The sequence below is a fragment of the Sedimentimonas flavescens genome, assembly GCF_025154035.1.
GTDB classification, from domain to species: domain Bacteria; phylum Pseudomonadota; class Alphaproteobacteria; order Rhodobacterales; family Rhodobacteraceae; genus Rhodobacter; species Rhodobacter flavescens.
The window spans coordinates 35,980-61,822 of the sequence record NZ_JAOALJ010000008.1; the positions used below are offsets into that span (position 1 = coordinate 35,980).

The window sequence follows — 25,843 nt, forward strand, 5'->3', positions numbered from 1 at the left end:
CGCTCAGGAATCAACAGAGGGGTTCAACCAATGAAAAAAACCATCATGGCTACCGCGCTGATCGCTGCTACCGGCTTTGCCGGTGCTGCTCAGGCCGACAAGCTGGACGACATCATCGCTTCGGGCACGCTGCGCTGCGCAGTCGTTCTCGACTTCCCGCCGATGGGGATGCGCGATGCGAATAACGAGCCGGTCGGCTTCGACGTCGATTACTGCAACGACCTTGCCGCTGCACTTGGCGTGAGCGCCGAGATCGTCGAGACCCCGTTCCCCGAGCGCATCCCCGCGCTGATGTCGGGCCGCGTGGATGTCGGCGTCGCCTCGACCTCGGACACGCTTGAACGCGCCAAGACCGTGGGCTTCACGATCCCCTACTTCGCCTTTGAGATGGCCGTGACCGCCAATGACGGCGCAGGCATCGCCTCGTATGAAGGCATGAAGGGCCACACCGTCGGCGCCGTCGCCGGCACCTACGAGGCCATCGCGCTTGAAAAGCAGGTGCAGGAGTGGGGCGAGGGCGAGTTCCGCCCCTACCAGACCCAGGCAGACGTGTTCCTGGCACTCAGCCAGGGTCAGCTTGACGCGACCGTCTCGACCTCGACCGTCGCGATGGCCAACGTCAAGACCGGCAACTTCCCGGGCATCTCGGTTGTCGGCAAGGCCCCCTTCGATACCGATTATGTGGCGCTGTTCACCAGCCGCAACGAGTACGGGCTGATCAACTACCTCAACCTGTTCGTGAACCAGCAGATCCGCACCGGCCGCTATGCCGAACTGTATGAAAAGTGGGTCGGCGGCGAGCTTCCCGACCTGACGGTTCCCAACGCCTATCGTTGATCGGAACCCGGAGCCAATGACGGCGCGGAGCCCCCGCGCCGTTTTTCCTTCCGCATCCGACCAGGCAGGAAACAGCAATGTTCGGTTACACCTTCCAATGGAACCAGGCGCTTGCCCGGCTTCCCAAGATGCTGGACGGTGCAGTGGTGACGATGGAAGTGGCGGTATTGTCGATGCTGATCGGCATCGCTTTCGCCATTCTCCTGACACTTCTGCGCCTGTCCGGCTCTCGCCCGCTTCGGGCCATCGCGACCGGCTGGGTCGAGATCGCGCGCAACACCCCGGCCCTGTTCCAGATCTATATGGCGCATTTCGGGGTGGCGAGCTTCGGCATCCATTTCAGCCCTTTCGTGTCGCTGCTGATCGGGATCACCTTCAACAACGCGGGCTACCTGGCCGAGAACTTCCGCGGCGCGCTCAAGGCAATTCCTGACACGCAGACCCGCGCGGGCCGGTCTCTGGGCATGTCCCAGTTGCAGGCGTTTCGCTACATCATCCTGCCGCAGATGCTGCGTATCTCGTTCCTGCCGATGACCAACCAGATGGTCTGGGCCGTGCTGATGACCTCACTTGGCGTCACCGTCGGGATGAACTCGGATCTCTACGGCGTGACGCAGGATCTCAACGCGCTGACTTTCCGCACGTTCGAGCTCTTCGCGATTGCCGGGGTGATTTTCTACATCATCACCAAGGCCATCACCCTGAGCGCGCGGCTGCTCGCTGCCCGCCTGTTCCGGTACTGAGGGAGGACCGACCATGTTTGATACCGCCCTCACCACCGCCGATCTGATGTTCCTCGCCAAGGGCGCGGGCATGACGATCCTGGTCACCGCGATTTCGGTCGCGATCGGAACGGCGCTCGGCATCGCCTTCGGGGTGATCCGCGTGCAATTCGGCTCAGCGCTGACAGCGCCGCTGACCTTCGTGCTCGACATCTTCCGCTCGGTGCCGCTGCTGATCCAGCTGGTGCTGGCCAATGCCTTCCTTGGCATGGTGCTGAAGCTGCAATTGTCGGGCTTCTTCGTCGCCTGCATGGTGCTTTCGCTCTACACCTCGGCCTATTGCGCCGAGATCGTGCGCGGGGGCATCGACGCAGTGCCCGCCACCACCCGGCGCGCGGCGCGCTCTCTGGGGATGAGCTGGGGCCAGGACATGCGCTACATCGTGATGCCGCTGGCAACGCGCGTGGCCCTGCCGTCCTGGATCGGGCTTGCGCTTGGCGTCATGAAGGACTCGGCGCTGGTCTATGTGGTTCAGGTCACCGAACTGCTGAAATCCACCCAGATCCTCATCACGCGCCTGCAAGAGCCGCTGTTCCTGCTCATGATCGGCGGCGCCTTCTACTTCCTCATCAGCTTCCCGCTTGCCCGTTTCGGCGGATATCTCGAAAAAAGGTGGTCCAATGATTGAGATCCAGAACGTCCACAAATCCTTTGGCCATCTCGAGGTTCTCAAGGGCATCGACCTGACCGTCGAAAAAGGCGAGGTGGTCACCGTGATCGGTGGCTCGGGGTCGGGCAAGTCCACGCTGCTGACCTGCATCAACGGGCTTGAGCCGATCGACTCAGGCAAGATCCTTGTCGATGGCGTCGAGGTTCATGCCAAATCGACCAACCTCAACAAGCTGCGCCAAAAGATCGGCATCGTGTTCCAGCAGTGGAATGCCTTCCCGCACCTGACCGTGCTGGAGAACGTCACGCTTGCGCCGCGCAAGGTGCTCGGCATGGGCAAGGCCGAGGCCGAAGCCATCGCGGAAAAGCAGCTCAAGCACGTGGGCCTGGGCGACAAGCTGTCCACCTACCCCTCGCGCCTGTCGGGCGGCCAGCAGCAGCGCATGGCGATTGCCCGCGCGCTGGCGATGTCGCCCGACTACATGCTGTTCGACGAGGTGACCTCGGCCCTCGATCCGCAGCTTGTGGGCGAGGTGCTTGAAACGCTGAAGATGCTGGCCGAGGAAGGCATGACCATGATCTGCGTGACGCATGAAATGGCCTTCGCCCGCGACGTGTCGAACCGCGTGGCCTATTTCCACAAGGGCATCATGGCGGAAATCGGCGCGCCCGAGCAGCTCTTCGGCGACCCGCAGCACCCGGAAACCAAGAAGTTCCTGGCCAGCGTACGCTGAGAGGACACCAAGCAAACAAGAAAGGCGCGGGTCGCAACCCGCGCCTTTCTTGTTTCTAAAGCGATAGGTCCACCGACGCATGGCGCCACGGCGTCACCCTTTTCAGCACCCGGGCAATTCCCCCGGCAAGATCCCGACCTCGCGGCCCGCGCCGGAACCTCCCATGGGCGTTTCGCGGATCGAAAGCTCATAGCCCGAACCGCGATACTCTGCCCGGACGTCATAGGACATACCTGGCCGCACCGGCAGATAGCGTGCGCTGTCAATCATCGAGGTCGAGTTCAGCGTCCTGCGGGTGAACTCGACCGACAGATAGACCGTCTGCCCCGGCGCAATGACCGTGGTCACTCCATTCTCCTTGAACGGAAGGGTTCCGGCGAGCGTATGCGTGCAGGCATCCTTCGGCCGATAGACAAGGAATCGCCCACTTACGCTGGAGAGCGCGCCGCCTTCCGCCACGCCGGACAGCCTCACATTCGTCGGACCCGGCGGGGCCTGATAGGCAGGCAACGTCCCAACGCAGCCCGCCAAGGTCAGTGCCGCTGCCGCAAGCGCGCAGGCAATCTTCGAGAAACGGGCCCGCATGATCAAATCCGCGACAGGTCAGGGCAGCTTTGCGAGCTCCCCTCGGCCCAGGCTAGAAGCGACGGTAGCAACTTGGTGCCGGTCAGCTTGACGTTACGAATATCCAACCGGGTATGTCCGCTGTCGATCTGTCGAATGTCGGCCAGAACGAAGTACTGCGGCCCCTCATGCGACGGGTCGAGATAGACCATATTCAGGGCGGTCATCTCACGCTTGATGACGAGGCTCCGGATCCCCCCTTCGGTGACGATGCGCGCGTAGTAATAATCCTTCGAGACCTGATAGGACGTCCCGCCCGTTGTGGTCGTCTGGAATGCCTTGCCGTCGATACAGGTGCGTGCATAGCGGTTCAACGATGCCTCAACCGCAGACGCAGGGCGCGCAACTGTGTGAGAGCTGCTGCCAACGATCGACGGCGCGCTCCGAAAACCGGCATTGGTAGAAGGGGCCGGCATACAGGCCGCGAGAAGACCCGCACAGCAAAGGGCAACAGGGGACAGGCGCGTTTTCTTGGAAATCACTACTCAACTCCATGAAGAATAACTTGGCGTACAATGCACGCATTAGCAGATCGGATTAATGCATCTTTCCGAGCGTCACGCGAGGCATTTCTTTCAAGAATACAAACACCTGCCAGGAGGCTATCCTGGCAGGTGTCGCAACTATCTGAATCAAGTGGCCCCCATCAGATAGGGGCAGAGTCGCTCAGCCGGAAACGGCGGCCAGACCCAGCGTCTCGAACCGCGCAAGCTGCGCGAGCTCGGCATCGCTCAGGGTAATCCCGTCCCGCAGCGCCTTGGCGCGCGCCTGAAAGCGGCGCTGCGAGGGCAGACGCGCGCCCTGCCCGCTGATCGCGGTCAGCAGCCGCTCGCCCTCGGCAATCGGATCGCGCCCGCTGCGCGCCGCGAAGACCTGCGGGTCGAGCGCCAGCACCAGCGCGCCGTGACGCGGCAGCAGGTCGGTGCCGCCCATGAAATCGAGCGCCTCCTTGCTCATGAACTCGCCCAGCATCGCGCCGGACAGCAACTCGACCATCGTCGAGATCGCCGAGCCCTTGTGCGACCCGAAGGTCAGCATCGCGCCCTCAAGTGCCGCTTCGGGGTCGGTCGTGGGGTTGCCGTCGCGATCGACCGCCCATCCTTCGGGGATCGGCGTGCCCGCGCGGCGGTGCAACTCGATCTCGCCGCGCGCAGCGACGCTGGTTGCGAAGTCGAAAACATAGGGGGCCTCACCCCGGCGCGGCCAGCCGAAGGCGATGGGGTTGGTGCCAAGCAGCGGCTCCTTGCCGCCCGCGGGCGCCACGAAGGAGTAGCTCGGGCACATCGACAGCGAGGCCAGCCCCTCTTCGGCCAGCGCCTCGACATCGTGCCAGAGCGCCGAGAAATGCAGACAGTCGCGGATCACAAGCGCGGCAAGGCCCGTTTCGCGCGCCCGCGCCACCAGCAGATCTTTCGCCGCATAGAAAGCCGGGTTCGAGAACCCGCCCTTCGCATCGACCTCGATCACCGATGTGCCCGCATCGTGAATATCGGGAACGGCGAGGGGCTCGACCTTGCCGGCCGCCAGCACGCGCAGGCAGCCCTCGATGCGGTAGATCCCGTGCGACTTGCAGTTGTCGCGCTCTCCCGCAACGATCACGCGCGCAACATCGCGCGCGCTTTCCGGGCGCACCCCGGCACGCACAAAGATGGCCTCGACGCGCGCCAGAAGCGCATCGAAGGTAACGGTATTCTGCTCAGCCATATTCGGCAGTCTCCCTTGCGGATTTGGAATGTGGCCAAGCGCGGGCGGGCGCCCTACTTGTCCACGTCGATATAGGTGCAGGCCCAGAAGATCTTGGCCTCGTCATCGTCCAGCGCGCGCAGCCCGTGCTTGAGCGTGCTGTCGAAATAGGCGCAATCGCCGGGTTCTAGGATGACAGGCTGGTAATGCTCGACCACCAGCTCGATCCGGCCCGAGAGGACATAGAGCGTCTCTTCCCCATCATGGGATTCCAGATCCTCGGGGCGCAGCGGCGCGCGTTGATCGACCAAGGTCACCAGCGGGATGATCTTCTTTTCCGCCAGCGCATTGCAGAGCACTTCGTATTCGAAGTTCTTCGAGCGCACCTTGCGCCCCTGCCCCGCCTTGGTCACCGTCATGCGCGTGGTCTGATGCGCCTCGTGATCGGCCGAGAACAGCCGCTCCATACCGATGTCATAGGCCCGTGCGATTCGAACCAGGTTCTCGTAACTCGGCGAGACGCGCCCGTTCTCGATCTTGTGAATCGTCGAAAGCGCGAGGCCGGTTTTCTGGGCTGCAACCTCAAGCGTGAAGCCGCAAGCCTGGCGGACCGCCTTCATGCGCGCACCCAGATCCGAGCGCAATTGCATGCGTTCCGCTTCCCAAGCATCATCCGCCTCGGGTGCTACATCACCATGCGAAGATTTTTCCGTTTGCGACATATTTTTCTTTTCTTACCAGTTGTGATCGTTTAAGCATATTTTTGTAGTGAGCGCAAGATTAGCAAGTAGCCAAAAGCAAAGGGAATCCAAAAACGCGGCTTCACTCTTCCGATTCCGGAAAAATGGCCGAGATGCCGGATTTCTTGCCCGCAACGAGGTGACTCATGGCAACCAAGATCGTTTCAGCATCCGTTCAGGGGCCGCTCCTTGTCTGCGAGGAGGGTCTGAGCGTCTGGGGTGGGGTGAACCCGTCCACCGGCCAGATCATCGACGCGCACCACCCACAGCACGGGCGCACCCTTGCGGGGCATATCGTGATGATGCCCACGAGCCGCGGCTCGTGCACCGGCAGCGGTGTGCTTCTGGGCCTTGCCTTTGCGGGCTCCGCCCCGCGCGCACTGATCTTCCGCGAGGGCGAGGACATCCTGACCCTTGGCGCGCTGATCGCCGGGCGGCTCTTTGGGCACGCGATCGCGGTGCTGCGCCTGAGCGCGGCGGAATATGACGTGCTGGCGCGCGAGACCTCCGCCGAGATCACCGAAACGCATCTGAAGGCGGGAACCCATGCCTGGCCGCTCCACCCCGCCGGATCGGCGCCGCTGGAACTGACTGAAAGCGACCGCGCCTTCCTTGACGGCGCGCATGGCGAGGCCGCGCGACTGGCGATGGAGATCATCGCCACGATGGCGACGGCACAGGGCGCCACGCGCCTGACCGATGTGAGCCGCGTGCATATCGACGGCTGTATCTACGCCAGCCCCGCCTTCCTCACCTTTGCCCGCGCGATGGCCGACAAGGGCGGGCGGGTGCGCGTGCCGACCACGATGAACGCGATCTCGGTCGATCATGCGAACTGGCGCGCGCAGGGGGTGAGCGAGGAATTCGGCACCCCCGCCGCGGGCCTTGCCGATGCTTATGTCGAAATGGGAGCAAGGCCGAGTTTCACCTGCGCGCCCTATCTTCTCGAAGACCGCCCAGCAGCGGGCGAGGATATCGCCTGGGCCGAAAGCAACGCGGTGATCTATGCCAACAGCGTGCTTGGCGCGCGCACGGTGAAACACGCCGACTTCATGGATCTGTGCATCGCTCTGACCGGTCGCGCCGCCCGCGCGGGTGTCTATCTTGAACAAAACCGCGCGCCCCGGCGGATCATCGACGTCACGCTGCCCGAGGGCTATGACGATGCCTTCTGGCCGATGCTCGGCTGGCTTGTCGGTCAGGCCGCGCCTGACCGCATTCCGCTGATCCGGGGGCTTGAGGGCACTGCCCCCTCGGACGACGATCTCAAGGCGCTTTGTGCAGCCTATGGGACGACCTCGGCCTCGCCCATGCTGCATATCGCGGGCATCACGCCCGAGGCCTCGCTGCCACCTGCCCCCGACGCCGACACCACCCGCGTTGGCTGCGCCGATTTCGCCCGCCTGTGGGACGAGTTCAACCAAGGCGCTGAGCAGGTCGATCTGGTCGCGCTTGGCAGCCCACATTTCTCGGCCAGCGAATGCGCCGCCTTTGCCGCGCTGATGGATGGCACGCAAACGCACCCCGATGTGGCGACCATCGTCACGCTTGGCCGGGGAACGCTGGCCACCATCACCGAGAACGGTGTGAAGGCCCGGCTGGAGGCGTCGGGCGTCAAGATCATCCCCGACCTGTGCTGGTGCTCGATCTCCGAGCCGGTCTTCCCGCCGAGCGCCAAGGTGCTGATGACCAACTCGGGCAAATACGCCCATTACGCCCCCGGCCTGAGCAACCGCGCGGTGCGCTTCGGTTCGCTTGCGCAATGCGCCGAGACCGCGCGCAGCGGTCTCGCCCCCTCCTCACCGCCCGACTGGATCGCCAGACAGGGCCACTGAACACACAATCGCGGCACTCCCTCCGCGCCCAGAACAACCAACGGAGTCCTTCGGATGAACAAAGACGTATTCTTCGGCACGATCCCCGCGCTGCTGACCCCCTGCACCGCCGAGCGCCAACCCGATTTCGACGCGCTGGTGCGTAAGGGTCAGGAAATGATGGATGCCGGCATGTCGGGCGTCGTCTACTGCGGCTCCTGCGGGGACTGGCCGCTGCTGACCGACGAGCAGCGCATGGAGGGCGTCGAGCGCCTGACCAAAGCCGGTGTGCCGGTGATTGTCGGCACGGGTGCGGTGAACACCAAATCCGCCGTCGCCCACGCGGCACATGCCCAGAAGATCGGCGCTGCGGGCCTCATGGTCATTCCGCGCGTGCTTTCGCGCGGTCAATCGGTGGTGGCGCAGCGCAACCACTTCAAGGCCATTCTCGATGCGGCCCCCGATGTGCCCGCCGTCATCTACAACAGCCCCTATTATGGCTACGCCACCCGCGCCGATCTGTTCTTTGCGCTCCGCGCCGAGCACAAGAACCTGATCGGTTTCAAAGAGTTCGGCGGCAAAGCCGACATGAGCTATGCGGCCGAGCACATCACCTCGCACGATGACGAGGTGATCCTGATGGTGGGCGTCGATACCGAGGTTTACCACGGCTTCGCGAAATGCGGCGCGGCGGGCGCGATCACTGGCATCGGCACGATCTTCCCGAAAGAGGCGCTGCTTCAGGTCGCCCTGTCGCGCCGCGCCGCCGAGGGCTGCCCCGAGGCCGACCTGCGCGCCCGCGAACTGGCCGAGGCTTTCTCGGTTCTGGCCAAGTTCGACGAGGGCGTTGACCTGGTGCTGTACTTCAAGCATCTCATGGTGCTGAAGGGCGAAGAGGAATACCGCCTCAACATCTACGAAACCGATGCGCTCTCGCCCTCGCAGGCGAAGTTCTGCGAGGCGCAGTTCCATCAGTTCAACAGATGGTTCGCCAACTGGTCGAAACAGGGCGGAGTGATCGCCGAATGCATGTGATCGACAGCCATACCGGCGGAGAGCCCACGCGGGTTATCCTCGACGGCGGCCCGGACCTTGGGTCCGGCCCGCTGGCCGAGCGCGCGCAACGGCTTGCGACCGAGTATCGCGACTTCTACCGCTCGGTCATCCTCGAGCCGCGCGGACAGGTCGCGATGGTCTGCGCGCTTCTGGTCGAGCCGGTCGATCCGAGCTGTGTGACCGGGGTGATCTATTTCGACTCCGAGGCGGTTCTGGGCATGTGCGGTCATGGCACGATCGGCCTCGCGGCGACGCTGGTGCACATGGGGCGCATCGGTCTGGGCCAGCACCGGATCGAGACGCCCGTCGGCGTCGTCACGGTGGACGTCATCGACGCCAATACCGTAACCGTCACCAATGTCGAAAGCCGCCGCTGCAGCACAGGCGTAAAGGTTGAGATCGACGGCATCGGCACCGTGACCGGCGACATCGCCTATGGCGGCAACTGCTTCTTCCTCGTCGATCCAAGCCCCATTCCGGTCACCGCCGCGAATATCCGCCAACTGACGGATGTGACGGTTGCGGTGCGCGAGGCGCTTCTGGCGCAGGGCTGCGGCTGCGATAACGGCGCGCCGGTCGATCACGTGATCTTCTATGGCCCGCCAGAGACGCCTGAAGGCCACAGCCGCAACTTCGTGCTCTGCCCTGACGATGCCTACGACCGCTCCCCCTGCGGCACCGGCTGCTCGGCGCGACTGGCCTGCCTTGCCGCCGACGGCCGTTTGGCCGAGGGGCAGGAGATCGTGCAGGAAAGCGTGATCGGCAGCACCTATCGGCTCTCCTATCGCAAGGGGCCGAACGGCGGGGTGATCCCCTCGATCACCGGCAAGGCCTATGTGATGGCGGAAAGCAAACTGATCTTCCTGCCACAAGACCCGTTCAGCAAAGGGATCGTCCTTTGATCCATGCCGCCCGGCGCCATGCAGGCGCCGGGCATTTTCGTTTCACTTCCAGCCCGACCGAGGTCCGCCATGGCCCAATCCGAACAAGTTGAAATCCTCGTCATCGGCGCGGGGATCATCGGCGTGACCAGCGCGCTTGCGCTTCAGGCGCAGGGGCACCGCGTGCGCCTGCTCGACCGCAAGGGGGTGGCCGCCGAAACCTCGCGCGGGAACGCGGGCGCCTTCGCATTCCCCGAGGTCGAGCCGCTGGCGACCCCCGGCATCATGCGCAAGGCGCCAAAATGGCTGCTTGACCCGCTTGGCCCTCTGTCGCTGCGCCCGGCCTATGCCGCCCGGATCGCGCCTTGGATGCTGCGCTTCTGGCGCGCCAGCTGGAAAGACCGCTACGAGCCCGCCGTCGCCGCGCAATCTTCGCTGATGCGGGTGTCGCAAGCGGCGCTGGAGCGGCTGATTCCGCGCGTCAATGGCGAAGCCTTCATGCGCCGCGAGGGGCAATTGCAGCTTTACGAGGGCCGCGCACAATTCGAGGCATCGCTGCCCGCGTGGAAGCTGCGCGGCCAGCACGGCATCGCCTTCGACCTGCTCGAAACCCCCGCCGCTATCGCCGAGATCCAGCCTGGCCTCAACCCCCGGTTCACCCATGCGGGCTTCACCCCAAGCTGGCTGAACGTGACCGATCCGGCACTCTGGACTGAACACCTTGCGCGCCAGTTCGTGGCCGCCGGGGGCCAGATCGAGATCGTCGAGATCCAGTCGATCACCCCGACCGCCTCGGGCGTCGAGATCGCCACCAATGCCGGGCCGCGCCGGGCCGATCAGGTCGTCATCGCGGCGGGCGCCTGGTCGCACCGGATTGCGCGCACCCTTGGCGACAAGATCCCGCTTGAGACCGAGCGCGGCTACAACACCACCTTCCCCACCGCCAGCTTCGATGTCCGCACGCATCTGTCGTTCAGCAGCCACGGCTTCGTGGTCAGCCGCATCGGCGAGGGGCTGCGCGTGGGCGGTGCAGTCGAACTTGGCGGACTGGAACTGCCGGCGAACTACAAGCGCGCCGAAACGCTGGTGCGCAAGACGGTTGAGTTCCTGCCCGGCTTCGACCCGAACGGCGGCACGCAATGGATGGGGTTCCGCCCCTCGCTGCCTGACAGCCTGCCGATCATCAGCCGCTCGCCCCGCTCGGATCGCGTGATCTATGCCTTCGGCCACGGTCATCTGGGCCTGACCCAATCGGCAGGCACGGCCGAGCTTGTCGCATCCCTTGTTGGACGGCGCGAGGTGGAAATCCCGCTCGGCCCCTTCGACATGCGTCGCTTCTAAGGCGCAGGGCCTGCCCGATCCGCTCCGGCAGGCCCTTGTTTCACTTGAACAGCCGCGGCCAGGTATCCGAGATCCGGTAGCCGCCCGGCCATGGGTCGCCGGGATCGAGCATGTGCTGATGCGTCCCGGTGATCCAGGCGCGGCCGCTGATCTCGGGGCGGATCGCGTCGCGTGTGCCCACCCTGGTGGTGCCCAGAATGCGGCCGTGGAACTCCGAACCGATGATTGACACGCCGGTGAAGCGGTCCTGCGGCCCCATCTCGCCGCGCGCGCGCAAGATCGCCATGCGCGCCGAGACGGCGGTGCCGGTGGGCGAGCGGTCGAGCTTGCCGGGCTGGATCGCGACGACCGAGAGCGCACGCAGTTCCGTCCCATGCCGGGCGATCTTGCCCGCGAAAAGACAGAAGGAATGATGCGCCCAATCGGGCTTTTCCGGGTGCTCGAAACGGAACTGCGCGTTCGCGGCATTGGTGATCCGAATACCAAGCGCGGCAATTTCGCGCGCATTCTCGGCGATCAGATCGACGCCAAGCGCCTCGGGATCGACGACAACGAAGCTGTCCCCTCCGAAGGCCGTGTCAACGGTGATCACCCCCAGCCCCGGCACCTCGAGTGGCACCCCCAGCCGGGTCGCGAACGAAGGCAGGTTCTCGACATAGATCCGCTCGGCCTTGCCATTCGCACAATCGGCACGGACACGCACGAGGCCGCCGGGCGCCTCCAGCACCATTTCGGTCACCGGCTCCTGCATGGGCAGAATGCCGCTGTCGAGCAGAACCGTCGAGACGCAGATCGAGTTCGAGCCAGACATCGGCGGGGTGTCCTCGGGCTCCATGATGATCCAGGCGGCCTGCGCCTCGGGGTGTTTGGGGGGCACAAGCAGGTTCACATGGCGAAACACCCCGCCGCGCGGCTCGTTCAACACAAAATTGCGCAGCACCTCATCCTCGGCGATCCATTTGCGCTGCTCCCAGATCGTGTCACCGGGGGGCGGCGCGACCCCGCCGACGATGACATCGCCCACCTCCCCCTCGGCATGGCACGAGACGACATGGATAACCTTGGTGCTTCGCATGTTTTTCTCCGTTCTGCGATCCGCCGCAGGCCCTTACAGGGACGAATCTCTTATTTTGGATATTGTATCCAATCCTGGCCGGCCATGCTATTCTCCCCGTAGCCCAAAGCGGAGTTTTCAGGCATACCCGCCCCATGAAGTTCGAACGCACCGACCTGTCGCAGACCCGATCCGCCGCCGATATCGTCTTCGCGGCGCTGCGCGATGCTATCGTGAAGGGTGATCTGGAGAACGGCGCGCAGCTCCGTCAGGAAGAGATCGCCGCCGCCTTCAACGTCAGCCGCATTCCGGTGCGCGAGGCGATTGCGCGGCTTGAGCAACTCGGTCTAATCGAGACACGGCGCTACAAGGGCGCCTTCGTCACCGACCTGCCGATCCAGGAGATCGAAGAGATTTTCCGCCTTCGCGCGCTGGTCGAAAGCGATGCGATCCGCCGCGCGGTAATCGACATGGACCCCGCCGCCCTGGCCGAGGCCCGCGCGGCGCATGACGCCTTCGCGCAGGCCACCGACCCCGCCGCATGGATGGAGCAGAACCGCCGCTTTCACTGCGCGCTTTACCGCGCGGGCCAGCAGCGCCACTACATGGGCGTGATCGAGAACCTGCTGAACCTCAGTGACCGCTACCTGCGCGCGCAGCTGTCGCTGACGGACGGCCAGCAAAAAGCAGTGGCCGAACATGCGCTAATCCTTGCGGCCTGCGAAAACGGCGACGCCGATCTGGCGGCCCGCCTGACCGCTCAGCACATCGAGGATGCGAAAACCTCTCTGCTCACCCGCCTGAGTGAGAAACGTACCGCAAGCGGCTAGAGCATCCACTCCAGCGGCAGGTATTGCAGCGCCACCATCAGCCAGCGCTTGATCGGCCCCACGCCCGGCTCGGTCGTGTGGCTTGGACCGACGCCATCCAGCGGCGCCCATTGAAGCGTGCCATCGGGCGCTTGCGTGACCTCATAGGCCGCGCGCGTTTGGTCCAACTCGTCGGACAGGCCGCGTGCCAGACGGGGGCTGTCGATGACAAAGCCCATCTCGGTATTCAGCGCGGCCGAGCGCGGATCGAAGTTGAACGACCCTACGAAAACACGCTTGCCGTCGATGCCGAAGGTCTTGGCGTGAAGGCTGGAGGCCGAGCTGTGCAGCAGATGCTCGACGCTTTTCTGCCGTTCGACATCGGGCTCGGCGCGCAGTTCCAGAACACGCACCCCGGCATCGAGCAGCGCGGGGCGGTATTTCATATAGGCGCTATGGACGAGCGAGACATCCGTCGACTCAAGCGCATTGGTCAGCACCCGCGTCTTCACACCCTTGCGCGCAAGCGAGCCAAGCAGTTCCGCGCCCTTCTTGCCCGGAATGAAATAGGCCGAGACGAGATCGAGTGATACCTCGGGGTGATTCAGCAGCTTCGGAAGCTGGTTGATCAGCAGCGCCTCGGGCGGCGCGTTCCCCAATGCCTTGATCGGATCGTCGGCCACCATCTGAATCTTGGTCCACTCCAGATCGGGCGTTTCCGAGAGCAACCCTTGGACCGTGGGCGAGGCCTCGATCGCCCGAACGTAGTTCGATCCCATCAGACTCTCGCGCGCATGCGCGCCCTGCGCCTGCAAACCGGCAAGGCCCTCCGGCGCCGGCGGCAGGATCGCGGCGGCGGGATAGGCCGATGCGCTCGCCCAATAGGCGTCGAACGAGGATTGCACCTCCCCCACGATCGGGCCCACGGCCAGCACGTCGAGGTCGATAAACTGGGTCTCTTCACCAAAGGCAAAGTAGATGTCGCCGATATTGCGCCCGCCAACGATGGTCGCCGCCCCGTCGAACGTCATCGACTTGTTGTGCATCCGATGGTTTAACCGGCTGAAGGCAAAGACATAATTAAGTATCTTGGGCGAACGGAAGGTGAAGGGGTTGAACAGCCGCACCTCGACATTCGGCTGCGCGTCAAGCGCGGCCAGCGCCGCATCCAGGCCGGGGACGCCGTTATCATCAAGCAGCAGGCGCACACGCACACCGCGCTCGGAGGCTTGCCGCAGCTCGTCCAGCAGCATCCAGCCGGTCGTGTCGGTCTGCCAGATGTAATACTGCACGTCGATGCTTTCGCGGGCCTGCCGCACCAGCGCGACCCGCGTGGCAAATGCCGCTTCGCCCGCGCCAAGAGGCGCCACACCATCCATGCCCGGATGATCCGCCGCCAGTGCCGACATCTGCGCCCCGAGCGGCGTCTGATCCGAGAGCGGAATGGCACGCGATACTGCGTCCTCGTCGCGCGGCGGCAGAGGGAAGGCCCATCGCATGACAACCACGCCGACCGCGACCACGATCACAATCCAAAGCAGAACTCTTACGAATCCCATGGCGGAAGCCCTCCAACTCAGGCGGGGCCGTAACTCGGCGCCTTCGGCGCGGCATCGGCCTCGGATAATGCATCCTGCCATAGTGTTAACGCGTCATGACGCACAGGGCCACCCGCGAGCAACCGCGAGTGGCCCCGGCACTGATTGAAGCGCGCTCAGGCGGCCTCGGCGTCATAGACGACGCCCTGATGCAGCGAAAAGAGCAGCTCATGGATATCCACGTCAGGCGCGCCGATCACCTTGTAGGCAGAGGGAATGGTCCGGGCCAACTCGGTCTTGGCGAAGGCTTGCATGGCCTCGACCGACTCCCAGATCAGGAAACCGCCGAAATGGTTGGGTTTGGCGAGCTTGAGGTAGAATTTCTGCACGAGGCCCGGCGTTGCCGCATAGGCGGGCACACGCTCCTTGGCGATGGCGATGGCCTCTTCCTCGGTCAGGGCGCTTTCGAATTGCACGAACTGGACGATCATCTGTCTTCTCCCATGTTGCGTTTGCGCCGGTCTGTTCCGGCCATGAGAGAAGTCTTGCATGTTTATTTTTGCGCCAGAATTCGCCAATGTGGAAATGTCAGCTTGCAAAAACGGACAGGTCAAACATGCCTCAGACCGATGATGCCGCCCTTAGCCGCCGCGATCTGGACTGGAGCGATCTGGCGATCATTCTTGCCATCGGCCGCGCGGGAAGCCTGTCGGGGGCTGCGCGGGCCTTGGGCAAGACGCACTCGACGATCTTTCGCAATATTACCGCGATCGAAGAGAAAACCGCCGTGCGGTTCTTCGACCGTTTCGATAACGGCTACGTCCCCACCGACGCCGGGCGTCTTGCGCTGCAATATGCCGAGCGGGTCGAGAGCGAGTTTCATTCCATGAGCCGCGAGATCCTCGGGCAGGACACTCGCCTCAGCGGGCGCATCCGCGTCACCTGCCCCGAGGTTTTCGCAAGCGACCACGCGCCCGGGCTGATGGCGCGCTTCATGGCGGAGCACCCCGATATCCGCGTCGATGTCATCCCCGGACATGGCGCGGCCGACCTGAGCCGCCGCGAGGCCGAAGTGGCCATCCGCGCGACCAAGGCACCGCCCGAGACCACCTTCGGGCGCAAGGTCTGCGCCTTCCGCTTCGCGCTCTACGCCTCCCCCGCCTATATGGAGCGCCGCGCGGACACCCCTCTGGCCGAGCACGCCTTCTGTCTGATCGAGGGCACGGCCTCCTGGCTAGTTCCGGTTGTGTGGAAATCGCGCCAGCAGGGAGAGGACCGCGCGGTCTTTCAGTGTCGGGCCTCGCGCGCGGTGCAAAACGCCGGGGCCGAGGGATTGGGGATCGCCTTCCTGCCTTGCTATGTCGGCGATGCCGATCCCCGGCTTGCGCGCGTGTCGGACCCGCTCGCACATCTCGACATGCAGCTTTGGGTCCTGACCCATCCCGATCTGCGCAACACGGCGCGGGTGCGGGCGATGATGGCCTTCCTTTACGACACGCTCGGCGCTGATGCCGACCTCTGGGGCGGGCAGCGCAAGTCGGCGGATCGCTGGAACCTGGTGCCTCGTGAGGGCTGGCGCCGATAGGCGCGCAGCCTGCCTAGCTTTGCCCCGAAGCTTCGAGGGCAGCGGCAAGCTCGGCCACGCGCTCGGCATTCGTTGCGGCGACGGACAGATCGGTATTGAGACGATTGTTCTCGAACCCGATCCGAGCCTTTCCGCCCATCTTGGCTGCCGCAATCAGGCACGCCGTTTCCTGCGCGCCAAATGCACAGACGGCCCAATCTGTATCCGGAAGCAGCCCCAGCAGCACCCCGGCGGGCGCATCGAGGTCGGAGGGAGCGGATTTCTGCCCCGCGCTGTATCGCCCCAGCACGATCAACGCCCGAAGGCCCGCACGCGGCACATCGCCCTGATCGACGAGGCGCGCAAGATGCTCGATATCCGCGACATCGTAGAGGATATGCTGCACCTCGATCCCGGCTTCGTGGCAAAAGCCGAAGAAGCGGGCAGTCTCGGCCGGCTCAGCGTCCAATGTGATCTCGCGCAACGCCACGGACACGGCCGCAGGGCGCACTGCATGAACCAATGCCCGCTGTTCGGCCGCAGAGTAGCGCCCGACCGCCTCGGTCGTGATCTGCGTATAGAAACCCGGCAGCACCAGATCCAACTCGGCCAGCAATTCCCGATAGAGCCCGGCATCGAGAACATGCGCACCATCTGCATCGCGCACATGGGCGTGGATACCGTCAGCCCCGGCCTTATGGCTGGCAACCGCGCAATCCGCGATCTCGGGGATGGTCACGGGAACGCCGGCGTGATCGGCCTTGGTCAGCCGCGCGCCGTTCGGGGCGACCATGATGCGGGGAAGCGGCCTCATGCCGCAAGCGCCCGGTCGATGGCACCCGAGAGCTTGCCGACAAGCTCGTCGATCTGCGCGTCCTCGATGATGAAGGGCGGCGCGAGCAGGACGTGATCGCCCGATTGCCCGTCGATCGTGCCGCCCATCGGGTAGCAAATGAGGCCCGCCTTGAAGGCCTCGGCCTTGATCCTGGCGTTCAGCTTGCGTGCCGGATCGAAGGGCGCCTTGGTCGCGCGGTCTGCCACCAGTTCGACGCCGCGAAACAGGCCGCGCCCGCGAATATCGCCGACATGGGGATGATCACCGAAGGCATCGAGCAGCGCCGCTTGCAGCTTTTCGCCCTGCGCGCGCACCCGGCCCAGCAGATCCTTTTCCAAGATCTCCGCCAGCACGGCATTCGCCGCCGTCGCCGCCATCGCATGGCCCATGTAAGTATGACCGTGCTGGAAAAAGCCCGATCCGGCGGCGATAGCATTGTAGATCCGGCCCTGCACCAGCAGCGCGCCGATGGGCTGATAGCCCGCCCCCAGCCCCTTGGCGATGGTGATCATGTCGGGCGCGACGCCGTCTTCCTGACAGGCGAACAGGTAACCCGTGCGGCCCATGCCGCACATCACCTCATCAAGGATCAAGAGCACGCCGTGGCGATCACAGATCTCGCGGATGCGCTTGAGGTACCCCTTGACCGCAGGCACCGCGCCCGCCGTCGCGCCCACGACCGGTTCGGCCACGAAGGCCATCACGCTCTGCGGCCCAAGGCGCTGGATCTCGGCCTCCAGCTCATCCGCCGCGCGCAGCCCGTAGGCCTCGACGCTCTCGCCTTCCGCCCTGCCCCGGTATTCGTAGCAGGCCGAGATATGGCTGGTCTCGATCAGCATCGGCGCGAATTGCGCGCGGCGCCATTCGTTACCGCCGGTTGCCAGCGCCCCTAGCGTGTTGCCATGATAGCTTTGGCGCCGGGCGATCACCCGGTGCCGCTGCGGCTGGCCGATCTCCAGGAAATACTGTCGCGCCAGCTTGAGTGCTGCCTCGACCGCCTCGGACCCGCCTGAGACAAGATAGACGCGCTCGATCCCTTCGGGGGCATTCGCGATCAGCGTATCGGCAAGCTGCTCGGCCGGTTCCGAGGTGAAGAATCCGGTATGCGCGAAAGCCAACCGATCAAGCTGGTCATGCAGCGCCGCGCGCACAGCCGCATTGGAATGCCCAAGACAGGACACCGCCGCCCCGCCCGATCCATCAAGATACCGCTTGCCGCTGGCGTCGATCAGATAGCAGCCATCGCCCGCCACAGCGACCGGTAGAGTGCCCTTGGTGGAGCGGCCAAAGATATGATCGGACATGCGCAGATCCTTATGCAATTCCGGGGCAGACCGGCTTTCGACTGGGACTATCCCATCCGCCAGTAATTCATATGCTTTATTTATTGATGCGTAAAGATGCGTTTGCATTTTTCGCAAAACTGGTCTTTGATATGTGCCAGAGCCACCGCCAAGAAAGCCGCAAGCCCATGATGTCCGAAGAAAAAATCCAGTCTGCGCTGCGTGATCTGGCGCAAACTGCGCCGCCCAAACTTGGCGCCTTCGCATTGTGGCTGCTTGAGCACTGGAACGATATTGCCTTCAACTCGATTCGCGGGCTGGCGCAGAAGGCCGGGGTCGATGCGAACCTTGTCACCCGCACGTCGCGCGAGTTGGGCTACGAAGGCTACGACGCTTTGCGCGCCGATGTTCAGCGGCTGCTTCAGCGCGGGGGCGCCACCTATGGCGGCCGCGCGCGGGCGCTGCGCAACCTGCCCGATGCAGACATTTTCACGCAGGTGCTCTCCGCAAGCGGCGACAACCTCCAGCGGCTCTCATCGCCCACGCTGCTGGAAACCGCGAATGACTGTATTGCGCCGCTACTGGAAGCGCGCCACGTCTATTCCGTGGGTGTACGCAGCTGCTACTCGATCGCGCATTACCTGTCCTATGTCGGCGGGATGGCTTTCGATAATTTCGTCCCCGCCCCCGCCGCGCCGGGCGCAATCCTTGACCAGGTGTCGCAAAGCACCCCCGAGGATGTCGTCGTCGCGATTACCTACGCGCATTATTCCGCCGAGGTCGTGCGCGCCTGCCAGATCGCCCGCGACTGCGGCGCGCGGGTTCTGGCGCTGACCGATGCGCAGACCTCGCCCATAGCTCTTGGCGCGTGGAAGGTAATTTGCCTGCCGATGTCGGGGCCGCAGCTTATGCCCTCGCTCAACAGCGCCTTCCTGACGGTCGAGTTGATCCTGGCCGCGATGGCCGCGCGCAGCAACGGCGCGGCCGACCGGGTCGCGCGGTTCGAGGAGCGGATCGCCCGCTTTGGCGGCTACATGGCGCAGTAGGGTCTCAGATCAGATAGGGCATCAGCAGGCTGGCGAGGCTAAGCACAAGGAAGAAACCCGCCATATCGGTGATCGTGGTCAGGAGCGGCCCGGAGGCAACCGCCGGATCTTGCCCCAACCGCTTGAGGACCAGCGGCACGACGCCCCCGATGGACACCGCCAGCATGGTATTGAGCGCGAGCGCCGCCCCGATGACCGCGCCAAGCCAGACGTTGCCCTTCCAGAGCCACGCCACAAGCGCGATCAGCACGCCAAGGGCCAGCCCGTTGATCGCGCCGACCGACAGCTCCTTGAGCCAGACGCGCATCGCATCCTTGGGCTGCACCAACCCCAGCGAAAGCTCCCGCATCGTCACGCCCACCGCCTGATTGCCCGAACAGCCCGACATGTCCGACACCATCGGCAGAAAGACCGCGATGGCAATGACCGCGGCCAAGGTCTCCTCATAGGCCGCGATCACCGAGGCCGCGATCACGTTCAGCACGATATTGGCCGACAGCCACATCAACCGCCGACGCGAACGCAGCCAGAGCGGCATCGAGCGCAATTCATCCCCGACGCCCTGCAACTTCAGCGCCTCGCTCTCGGCGCGCTCCAGCGCGGCGGCATTGATCGCCGCCCGGGACACAACGCCGACCAGACGCCCGTCCGCTTCGACCACCGGCAGACCAAGGAAGCCATGGCGGTCGAACAGATCCTGCAATTCATCCAGCATCGTATCGACCGTCACGACGATCGGCTCAATCATGATCGCGCTGAGCTTTTCCGAGCGTTTCGCCACCAAGAGCCCGCGCAGCGAGACCACGCCCACAGGGCGCCCCTCGGCGTCGATCACATAGGGATGCTGACCGCGATAGCGCTCAAAGTCCTGATCCTCATCGACGAAACTGCGCAGTACCGCACCCACCGTCGCGGTGACTGGAAACTTGAAGGCCTCAGCCACCATCAACCCGCCTGCGGTATCGTCCTCATAGGCGACCAGCCGGCGCACATCGGCCGCGTCTTCGGGTTCAAGCTCGGCCAGGATCGCCTCGGCGTCCTCGCTGTCGAGATCGCCAATAAGGTCGGCCTGAAGGTCGCTGTCGAGCACGTCGATGATTTCGGCGGCGCGGTCCCATTCGAGGCGTTCGACCAGTTCCGTAGCGGCGGCATGGGGCGCCTCTTCGACCAGCGCGGCGGCCAGTTCGGTCGGCACAAGCTCCAGCACCGTGTCGCGGTCATCGGCCGAAAGCGTCAACAACTGGCGCAGCGCCGCCGAAAGCGGCAAAGGCTCCAGCAGGGCATTCAGTTGCTCGGCGTCGCGCGCGTCCACCGCGGCTTTGACCCGTTCTCGCAGGGTCGGCGTGGTGGGGTCACCATCCTCGGGCGTGGGCTCGGGACGCTCCAGCAGTTCGGTGTCTTCGGTCATTGCTCCCTTTCCGAGACCGCCCTTGGGTCGGGGGTCATGATCAGATGCGAGGCTTCGTGAAACTCGTTCAGATCGAGCGGCCAGCGCCCGCGCGGCCAACGCAGTTCCATCTCGCCTTTGCGCGGGCGGTAAACCGCCGTGTAAAGCGTGCCGAAGCCCCGATCATACGCCGTCGAGTAAAGCGGCGGGCGCAGGAAGGCCGAGATGAACTTCTCCTCGGGCTCAACATGCAGCGTCAGGCGTTGCAGCAGGAAGCGCTCGCGCTCGACCGAGGCGGTCATGCGGGCGTGGGCATCCCACTCGACGCGCTCCTGATGGTTCGTCGCGACCGCCGCATGGGTCATGATCGCGGGTCGGTCGGGCGACAGGAACGCCGTCAGGTAGTTGCGGCGCCGGTCCAGCACGGTGACGTTGTAGCTCATGTGCGAGGGGATGCGCGCCAGCGCCTGCCCTGCCTCTTCGGCGGTTGTGCAGGTTTGCAGCACATAGCGCAGGATGATCGGCACGCCAAAGCCGTCGCCCACCACGCGCCGCCCGCCGAAGGTCAGCGACACCGCCAGCCCCGCATCATTCATGCCATCGACTAGCCCCCAAAGCCCGTCGGAGGTGCCCATGACCCTGCGGCCCTGCCAGCCCGAGTGCAGCACGATGCGTTCGAACGCGCGCGGGTCATAATCATAGTTGCGCACCAGCACGGGCTCCTTGCCCGGCCAGATCGCCTGACTGCACCCCGATAGATAGGGTGGCGGGCGATAGAAGCTGAGAAACCGCGCCGCCAGATCGCCGCCCCCCGCAAGGGCGCAGAGCTGCTCGTAGATCGGCACGATCTCGGGCATGTGCCGCTCAAGCGCACGCAGGCATTCAAGGTAGGTCGGCCGCGCATCCTCGCCCTCTCGCAACCACCAAGCCTTGTAGGCGGGCCAAAGCTCAGCGAAAAGCCCGGCCCATTTCGGGCCAGGCTCCGCCTCTCTTATGGCGCGCCACCAAAGCTCCATCAGAGGATCTTGAACGCCGGATCTGCCAGCGCCGGGCCGGCCTCGGCCATCGGCAGGGGCTGCGCGGCGAAAGCCGACTTGATGCCGTGGATCCACTTCTTCGCGCGTTCGTTCAGCTGGAAGCCGTTCGTCATTGAGCGCCCGCGCGTCACCAGAATGCCCAGATCAGCGCCCTCATAGCGGTAGTCGCCCGGCTTGAGGATGCGCAGGAAGAAGGCCTCGTTCTCGGATTCGACCGCGCGGCGGTGATAATCGAAGCGGTCGAAGACCACCCGCCCGTCTTCCAGCATCCGGTAGATCCCGGATTGCGGAGCGGCGGTGACGATATCGACATTGTCCTCGGTATGCTTGATGACCATCTGGCTCCAGCTGTCGATCATGTCGGGATCGGCCCAACGGGCGTTCAGCTCATCCACATCCAGCTTGAACTTCGCTTTCGAGAACTCGAGCAGGTGGAACAGGAAGAGCGGCGCATCGGCATGGGCGAAAGCCGCGTGGTTCGTCATGGATGAGGCGCCGGTGATGCGCGGGTTCAACTCACCGAGCCAGATGTCTCCGGATTTCTTGTCGATCAGGAAATCGAGTTCGAAATAGCCCCGATAGCCTTCCTTGCGCAGTTGCTCGCCGAATTTGAAGGTCAGGTCGCGGGCCTTCTGACGCACCTTGGGCGGGAAGGCGGTCGAGAAGATCTCGTTGCCGCACCAACCGCCGCGATAGGGTGTCAGTTCCTTGAAGCCGACCAGTTCGGTCATCAGCGGACCGACGATGGTGCCCTTGCTGGTTGCGCAGCCCTCGATCGCCGACCCGCGACAATCGATGCGCTTCATGATCTTGATCTCGCCCTCGCCGACGATTTCATGCTCATGACGGCGGAAATCGGCCTCGGATTTGATGAAAAACGTCGTGTGGCCGCTGTCGCCATAGGCCGATTGCAGCACAAGATCATGGCCGAGCCCCGCCTTGTCGCAGGTCTTCATCAGGTCGTCCCAGGATTTGACCTCGGCCAGCGTGTTGGGCACCGAGGGCACCCCCGCCTTGTTGCCGACGCGCACCGTTTCGATCTTGTTGTCCATCTTGGTGCGCAGCTTGGCCTTGGGGAACCAGACCTCGGCGCCCAGTTCCTTGGCCAGCCGCTCGGTCTCTTCGTCGAACATCAGGAAGACGAACTTGGGCTTGCCGCCGCGCCGCTTCACAAGGTCGATGACCTCCTTGTGCTGGAGCAGGTAGTTGTTGATCTCTTCGATCGACTGAAACTCGGCATGGGGCTGCTCGGAGGGGCAGAACACGTTCGGATGGCGCCCGTCATAGCAGTCAATGTAGCAGATATACTTGAAATTCTTGCACCACTCGTCGATGCCCAGCAGGTTGAAGTTGGTCGCCGAGATGAAATAGATCGGCTCTTCGTTCCTGTGGAAGAAGCGGCGGATTTCGGAAATGTTCTTCAGATCTGTCTTGCTCATGTGACTTCCCCCTTCATTCCGCCGCGGTGGCGAGTGTTTCAAGCTGTTTGGCAAGTGCCTCATCGGTAAAGACCCTCAGGCCCAGATCGGCGCGGTAGCCGTGGATCTCGTTGACGTCCAAAGCCCGCATGAAGGCCAGGATTTCTCGGCTGACGACCTGCCCGGGCACCAAGATCGGGAAGCCGGGCGGATAGGGAATGATGAATGAGGCCGAGACCACCTCGCGCCCCTTGTCCATCTCGGCCTCGATCCCGCCCTGCAAGTCGAGGTAGTCGCAGTTGTTCTCATCATAGGCCAGAAAGAAGGGCGTGCGGATGTCCCCTTCGCCGGTGTCGGGATCGGCGCAGAACGCCTCATGAAAATGCGAGAAATCGGGCAGAGGCGGCAGATCCTGCATCAGGTTCTTCACGCGCCGCTCGAAGGCCAGACGTTCCATCTTCGAGGCATCGTCAAGCCGGTCGTCCAGCTCCTTTGCGATCTCGACCAGCACCTCGATCAGATAGGCGACCGAGGACCGCGTGGTACCGATATTCGTCATGAACAAAACGGTATTGCGCGAGGTCTTGTTGATCTGGATGCCGTATTTGTCCATCAGCACCTGGGTCTTGAACGTATCGCCATCCCAGCCCGTACCGCCCACGGCCAGCGTCACGCGCGTTGCGTCCAGAACGAATTCGTCCTTTTCCCAGCAGTTCCAGATATCGGTCCAGCCCTGCTCGGGGTCGTAGTAACTCTCGACCCCGCTTTCGCGATGCTCCTCGGGGATCATGTCGCCCGCGGTCAGCACCTTGAAATACTTCTGCAACAGCGGATGGGTCGAGATCGCGCGGCGCATCGCCATGGCCGCCTCGACCTGACGCTGGACGAATTCGAAACCCTCCAATTCGACCTGCCGCCGACCGACATCGAGCGAGGCGATGATCTGGTAATTCGGGCTGGTCGAGGTATGGGTCATATAGGCTTCCTGGAACGAAGCCTCGACCTCGCCCTTGAAGTCCTGATCGTTGACATGGATCATCGACCCCTGCCGCAACGAGGTCAGCGTCTTATGCGTCGATTGGGTCGTGTAAACGCGCACCCGCGCATTCGGCGGCGGGATCAGGCGGGTCTTGATCAGCGTCGCCTCATCTGCATCCTGCAGCTTTTCCACCTGCTTGGCATGGGCCTTGGCGTGCTCGGGCGAGCGTAGCCGCTCTCGCAGGTTGTTCGCGGCATTCATCCCGGTGCGCTGCCGATAGGTGGGACCAAAGCGCGCGAAAGCAAACCAGGCTTCGTCCCACAGGAAGATCAGGTCGGGCTTGATGGCAAGGCATTCCTCCATCACCCGCTCGACGTTATAGACGATCCCGTCGAAGGTGCAGTTCGTCAGCAAGAGCATCCGCACCCGGTCGAGCTTGCCCGCGGCCTTCAGCTTGAGCAGGTGATGCTTGATCTCTTTCAGCGGCACCGCGCCATACATCGAGTATTCATTGAGCGGATAGCTGTCGAGGTAGCGCACATTTGCGCCCGCCAGCACCATGCCGTAGTGATGCGACTTGTGGCAGTCGCGGTCCACCAGAACGATGTCGCCCGGTCGCACCAGCGCCTGCACCACGATCTTGTTGCAGGTCGAGGTGCCATTCGTCGCAAAGAAGGTCTGCTTGGCGCCAAAGGCGCGTGCAGCAAGCTCCTGCGCCTCCTTGATCGGCCCGTGCGGTTCAAGCAGGCTGTCGAGCCCGCCCGAGGTCGCCGAGGTCTCCGCCAGGAAGATATTCGGGCCGTAGAACGCGCCCATGTCCTGAATCCAGTGGCTGCGCGTGATCGACTTGCCGCGACTGATCGGCATGGCGTGGAATACGCCGGTCGGTTGCTTGGAATATTCCTTGAGCGCGGTGAAGAACGGTGTCTTGAACCGCGCCTGAACACCGCGCAGGATGTTCAGGTGCAACTCCATGAAGTCTTCCTGATTGTAGAAGACCCGCCGGCAGATCCCCAGATCGAGACCCGCGATATCCTCGACCGAGCGATCGGTGACGAGATAGGCGTCAAGCTCGGGGCGCACCTTCGCGATCAGGCGGCACAGTTCGGGGCCATAGTCCTCGGGTGGGATATCCTCGATCTCCTCGGCCCCGCCCGCACGGTTGAGATAGCGCGTCAGGATCGCCAGCTCGACCTCGGACTCGAGCCGCAGCCCCGGGCGCACGATGATCGCCTGGATGTTGTGATTGAACAGAACGCCGATCAGCGCGTCCTGAAGGCTGGGGACGACGACCGGCTCATAGGTGAAGGCGTCCTCGCTGCGGCGCATCGAGAGCATGTTGGATTTCAGCCAGCGCTCCTGATGCTCGTTCACATCATCGACGATCATCACCTCGAAATAGGGCTTGGTCAGCGCCCGCGCATCCGGCGGCAGCAGGGCATCCTCTTCCTGATCCTCGTCAAGAATTCCTTGCTCCAGCGGGATCTTGCGGCGCCGATACGCCCCGGTGGTCAGGGCGCGGTTGACCCGAGTAACCGAATAGGTGGCTTCGGAAAGATGTCCTGCCTCGAACTGGCGGCGGATGTGTTCGAATGCCGCCATGCCGGGAAAGGCCCAGTATCGCTCAACGATCGCCAGCGACCCGAACAGCTTCTGCGCCTCGGCATGGGCAGCCTTGGCGCGCCTCCCCTGCGGCTCTCGCTCCAGATGAACGAGTTTTTCTCGCAGGGCGCTCCAACGGTCTGCGCGCAGCTGCACGGCAGAGTAGTAGTCGCTCATCGATTGCATCGGT

24 protein-coding genes are annotated in these 25,843 nt (G+C 63.9%); 11 read left to right on the plus strand and 13 right to left on the minus strand.

What is annotated here, in order from left to right:
* Positions 1-30 precede the first annotated feature (30 nt).
* The 4 genes from N3C64_RS14415 to N3C64_RS14430 all read left to right on the plus strand — a co-directional run bounded on the left by N3C64_RS14415 (position 31) and on the right by N3C64_RS14430 (position 2,962).
* Positions 31-837, plus strand: coding sequence for an ABC transporter substrate-binding protein (locus N3C64_RS14415; RefSeq protein WP_218629518.1), 807 nt, complete (start codon positions 31-33; stop codon positions 835-837).
* Positions 838-914: 77 nt separating this feature from the next.
* Positions 915-1,580, plus strand: coding sequence for an amino acid ABC transporter permease (locus N3C64_RS14420; RefSeq protein WP_260014981.1), 666 nt, complete (start codon positions 915-917; stop codon positions 1,578-1,580).
* Between the two features lie 13 nt (positions 1,581-1,593).
* Positions 1,594-2,247, plus strand: a complete 654-nt coding sequence (locus N3C64_RS14425) for an amino acid ABC transporter permease (RefSeq protein WP_260014982.1) — start codon at positions 1,594-1,596, stop codon at positions 2,245-2,247.
* Positions 2,240-2,962: an amino acid ABC transporter ATP-binding protein gene (locus N3C64_RS14430; protein ID WP_218629515.1), complete on the plus strand. Its 723-nt coding sequence runs from the start codon at positions 2,240-2,242 to the stop codon at positions 2,960-2,962. Before N3C64_RS14425 ends, N3C64_RS14430 begins: the two co-directional genes overlap by 8 nt.
* Positions 2,963-3,064: 102 nt before the next feature.
* On the opposite strand, the gene N3C64_RS14435 is transcribed toward N3C64_RS14430, so the two are convergent.
* From N3C64_RS14435 to N3C64_RS14450, 4 genes are all read right to left on the minus strand, one after another.
* On the minus strand, positions 3,065-3,547 hold the full coding sequence (locus tag N3C64_RS14435; RefSeq protein WP_260014983.1) for a hypothetical protein: 483 nt from the start codon (positions 3,545-3,547) through the stop codon (positions 3,065-3,067).
* Between the two features lie 2 nt (positions 3,548-3,549).
* A complete protein-coding gene (locus N3C64_RS14440) occupies positions 3,550-3,900 on the minus strand; it encodes a hypothetical protein (protein WP_218629513.1) in 351 nt (116 codons plus the stop codon).
* Between the two features lie 352 nt (positions 3,901-4,252).
* Positions 4,253-5,290, minus strand: a complete 1,038-nt coding sequence (locus N3C64_RS14445; protein WP_260014984.1) for an Ldh family oxidoreductase — start codon at positions 5,288-5,290, stop codon at positions 4,253-4,255.
* A 53-nt stretch (positions 5,291-5,343) separates the two neighbouring features.
* Positions 5,344-5,919, minus strand: coding sequence for a helix-turn-helix domain-containing protein (locus tag N3C64_RS14450; protein WP_236021096.1), 576 nt, complete (start codon positions 5,917-5,919; stop codon positions 5,344-5,346).
* Between the two features lie 236 nt (positions 5,920-6,155).
* On the opposite strand from N3C64_RS14450, the gene lhpI reads away from it, so the two are divergent.
* The 4 genes from lhpI to N3C64_RS14470 all read left to right on the plus strand — a co-directional run bounded on the left by lhpI (position 6,156) and on the right by N3C64_RS14470 (position 11,101).
* Positions 6,156-7,844, plus strand: a complete 1,689-nt coding sequence (gene lhpI, locus N3C64_RS14455; RefSeq protein ID WP_260014985.1) for a cis-3-hydroxy-L-proline dehydratase — start codon at positions 6,156-6,158, stop codon at positions 7,842-7,844.
* 54 nt (positions 7,845-7,898) lie between these two features.
* The gene (locus N3C64_RS14460) at positions 7,899-8,858 is read left to right on the plus strand and encodes a dihydrodipicolinate synthase family protein (protein WP_260014986.1); all 960 of its coding nucleotides are present in this window, start codon (positions 7,899-7,901) and stop codon (positions 8,856-8,858) included.
* Positions 8,849-9,781 (plus strand): 4-hydroxyproline epimerase, encoded by a 933-nt coding sequence (locus tag N3C64_RS14465; RefSeq protein ID WP_260014987.1) that lies wholly within the window; start codon positions 8,849-8,851, stop codon positions 9,779-9,781. Before N3C64_RS14460 ends, N3C64_RS14465 begins: the two co-directional genes overlap by 10 nt.
* Positions 9,782-9,850: 69 nt before the next feature.
* Positions 9,851-11,101, plus strand: a complete 1,251-nt coding sequence (locus tag N3C64_RS14470) for an NAD(P)/FAD-dependent oxidoreductase (RefSeq protein WP_260014988.1) — start codon at positions 9,851-9,853, stop codon at positions 11,099-11,101.
* 40 nt (positions 11,102-11,141) lie between these two features.
* Here the strand turns inward: N3C64_RS14470 and N3C64_RS14475 are convergent, their stop codons facing one another.
* The gene (locus N3C64_RS14475; RefSeq protein ID WP_260014989.1) at positions 11,142-12,176 is read right to left on the minus strand and encodes a trans-3-hydroxy-L-proline dehydratase; all 1,035 of its coding nucleotides are present in this window, start codon (positions 12,174-12,176) and stop codon (positions 11,142-11,144) included.
* 134 nt (positions 12,177-12,310) lie between these two features.
* Here N3C64_RS14475 and N3C64_RS14480 point away from each other — a divergent pair, with 134 nt between their 5' ends.
* Positions 12,311-12,985, plus strand: a complete 675-nt coding sequence (locus tag N3C64_RS14480) for a GntR family transcriptional regulator (RefSeq protein ID WP_260014990.1) — start codon at positions 12,311-12,313, stop codon at positions 12,983-12,985.
* Here N3C64_RS14480 and N3C64_RS14485 read toward each other — a convergent pair.
* Both N3C64_RS14485 and N3C64_RS14490 read right to left on the minus strand, forming a co-directional pair.
* On the minus strand, positions 12,982-14,523 hold the full coding sequence (locus N3C64_RS14485; protein WP_260014991.1) for a phospholipase D-like domain-containing protein: 1,542 nt from the start codon (positions 14,521-14,523) through the stop codon (positions 12,982-12,984). The two genes, N3C64_RS14480 and N3C64_RS14485, sit on opposite strands and share 4 nt — an antisense overlap.
* A gap of 155 nt (positions 14,524-14,678) precedes the next feature.
* On the minus strand, positions 14,679-14,993 hold the full coding sequence (locus N3C64_RS14490; RefSeq protein ID WP_260014992.1) for a hypothetical protein: 315 nt from the start codon (positions 14,991-14,993) through the stop codon (positions 14,679-14,681).
* Positions 14,994-15,118: 125 nt separating this feature from the next.
* Here N3C64_RS14490 and N3C64_RS14495 point away from each other — a divergent pair, with 125 nt between their 5' ends.
* Positions 15,119-16,087, plus strand: coding sequence for a LysR family transcriptional regulator (locus N3C64_RS14495; protein WP_260014993.1), 969 nt, complete (start codon positions 15,119-15,121; stop codon positions 16,085-16,087).
* A 13-nt stretch (positions 16,088-16,100) separates the two neighbouring features.
* On the opposite strand, the gene N3C64_RS14500 is transcribed toward N3C64_RS14495, so the two are convergent.
* Both N3C64_RS14500 and N3C64_RS14505 read right to left on the minus strand, forming a co-directional pair.
* Positions 16,101-16,880, minus strand: a complete 780-nt coding sequence (locus N3C64_RS14500; RefSeq protein WP_260014994.1) for a beta-keto acid cleavage family enzyme — start codon at positions 16,878-16,880, stop codon at positions 16,101-16,103.
* Positions 16,877-18,205 (minus strand): aspartate aminotransferase family protein, encoded by a 1,329-nt coding sequence (locus N3C64_RS14505; protein ID WP_260014995.1) that lies wholly within the window; start codon positions 18,203-18,205, stop codon positions 16,877-16,879. Before N3C64_RS14505 ends, N3C64_RS14500 begins: the two co-directional genes overlap by 4 nt.
* A gap of 170 nt (positions 18,206-18,375) precedes the next feature.
* Here N3C64_RS14505 and N3C64_RS14510 point away from each other — a divergent pair, with 170 nt between their 5' ends.
* Positions 18,376-19,230: a MurR/RpiR family transcriptional regulator gene (locus N3C64_RS14510; protein ID WP_260014996.1), complete on the plus strand. Its 855-nt coding sequence runs from the start codon at positions 18,376-18,378 to the stop codon at positions 19,228-19,230.
* Between the two features lie 4 nt (positions 19,231-19,234).
* Here N3C64_RS14510 and mgtE read toward each other — a convergent pair whose 3' ends face one another.
* The 4 genes from mgtE to N3C64_RS14530 are packed head-to-tail and all read right to left on the minus strand — an operon-like array spanning position 19,235 to position 25,839.
* On the minus strand, positions 19,235-20,638 hold the full coding sequence (mgtE, locus tag N3C64_RS14515; RefSeq protein ID WP_260014997.1) for a magnesium transporter: 1,404 nt from the start codon (positions 20,636-20,638) through the stop codon (positions 19,235-19,237).
* Positions 20,635-21,633, minus strand: coding sequence for a C45 family autoproteolytic acyltransferase/hydrolase (locus tag N3C64_RS14520; protein WP_260014998.1), 999 nt, complete (start codon positions 21,631-21,633; stop codon positions 20,635-20,637). The genes mgtE and N3C64_RS14520 overlap by 4 nt, the downstream gene beginning before the upstream one ends.
* Entirely contained in the window at positions 21,633-23,093 is a 1,461-nt protein-coding gene (locus tag N3C64_RS14525) for a biotin carboxylase (protein ID WP_218629496.1), read from the minus strand. Before N3C64_RS14525 ends, N3C64_RS14520 begins: the two co-directional genes overlap by 1 nt.
* Positions 23,094-23,106: 13 nt before the next feature.
* On the minus strand, positions 23,107-25,839 hold the full coding sequence (locus N3C64_RS14530) for an aminotransferase class I/II-fold pyridoxal phosphate-dependent enzyme (protein WP_260014999.1): 2,733 nt from the start codon (positions 25,837-25,839) through the stop codon (positions 23,107-23,109).
* Positions 25,840-25,843: the final 4 nt, after the last annotated feature.

Bases quoted from the DNA above. Each gene is read 5' to 3' on its own strand.
- N3C64_RS14500 (WP_260014994.1), bottom strand. From the start codon at position 16,880: ATGAGGCCGCTTCCCCGCATCATGGTCGCCCCGAACGGCGCGCGGCTG.
- N3C64_RS14460 (WP_260014986.1), top strand. From the start codon at position 7,899: ATGAACAAAGACGTATTCTTCGGCACGATCCCCGCGCTGCTGACCCCC.
- N3C64_RS14465 (WP_260014987.1), top strand. From the start codon at position 8,849: ATGCATGTGATCGACAGCCATACCGGCGGAGAGCCCACGCGGGTTATC.
- N3C64_RS14475 (WP_260014989.1), bottom strand. From the start codon at position 12,176: ATGCGAAGCACCAAGGTTATCCATGTCGTCTCGTGCCATGCCGAGGGG.
- N3C64_RS14450 (WP_236021096.1), bottom strand. From the start codon at position 5,919: ATGCAATTGCGCTCGGATCTGGGTGCGCGCATGAAGGCGGTCCGCCAG.
- N3C64_RS14445 (WP_260014984.1), bottom strand. From the start codon at position 5,290: ATGGCTGAGCAGAATACCGTTACCTTCGATGCGCTTCTGGCGCGCGTC.
- N3C64_RS14470 (WP_260014988.1), top strand. From the start codon at position 9,851: ATGGCCCAATCCGAACAAGTTGAAATCCTCGTCATCGGCGCGGGGATC.
- N3C64_RS14435 (WP_260014983.1), bottom strand. From the start codon at position 3,547: ATGCGGGCCCGTTTCTCGAAGATTGCCTGCGCGCTTGCGGCAGCGGCA.
- N3C64_RS14520 (WP_260014998.1), bottom strand. From the start codon at position 21,633: ATGGAGCTTTGGTGGCGCGCCATAAGAGAGGCGGAGCCTGGCCCGAAA.
- N3C64_RS14480 (WP_260014990.1), top strand. From the start codon at position 12,311: ATGAAGTTCGAACGCACCGACCTGTCGCAGACCCGATCCGCCGCCGAT.
- mgtE (WP_260014997.1), bottom strand. From the start codon at position 20,638: ATGACCGAAGACACCGAACTGCTGGAGCGTCCCGAGCCCACGCCCGAG.
- N3C64_RS14430 (WP_218629515.1), top strand. From the start codon at position 2,240: ATGATTGAGATCCAGAACGTCCACAAATCCTTTGGCCATCTCGAGGTT.
- lhpI (WP_260014985.1), top strand. From the start codon at position 6,156: ATGGCAACCAAGATCGTTTCAGCATCCGTTCAGGGGCCGCTCCTTGTC.
- N3C64_RS14420 (WP_260014981.1), top strand. From the start codon at position 915: ATGTTCGGTTACACCTTCCAATGGAACCAGGCGCTTGCCCGGCTTCCC.
- N3C64_RS14425 (WP_260014982.1), top strand. From the start codon at position 1,594: ATGTTTGATACCGCCCTCACCACCGCCGATCTGATGTTCCTCGCCAAG.
- N3C64_RS14495 (WP_260014993.1), top strand. From the start codon at position 15,119: ATGCCTCAGACCGATGATGCCGCCCTTAGCCGCCGCGATCTGGACTGG.
- N3C64_RS14525 (WP_218629496.1), bottom strand. From the start codon at position 23,093: ATGAGCAAGACAGATCTGAAGAACATTTCCGAAATCCGCCGCTTCTTC.
- N3C64_RS14505 (WP_260014995.1), bottom strand. From the start codon at position 18,205: ATGTCCGATCATATCTTTGGCCGCTCCACCAAGGGCACTCTACCGGTC.
- N3C64_RS14415 (WP_218629518.1), top strand. From the start codon at position 31: ATGAAAAAAACCATCATGGCTACCGCGCTGATCGCTGCTACCGGCTTT.
- N3C64_RS14510 (WP_260014996.1), top strand. From the start codon at position 18,376: ATGTCCGAAGAAAAAATCCAGTCTGCGCTGCGTGATCTGGCGCAAACT.
- N3C64_RS14530 (WP_260014999.1), bottom strand. From the start codon at position 25,839: ATGCAATCGATGAGCGACTACTACTCTGCCGTGCAGCTGCGCGCAGAC.
- N3C64_RS14485 (WP_260014991.1), bottom strand. From the start codon at position 14,523: ATGGGATTCGTAAGAGTTCTGCTTTGGATTGTGATCGTGGTCGCGGTC.
- N3C64_RS14490 (WP_260014992.1), bottom strand. From the start codon at position 14,993: ATGATCGTCCAGTTCGTGCAATTCGAAAGCGCCCTGACCGAGGAAGAG.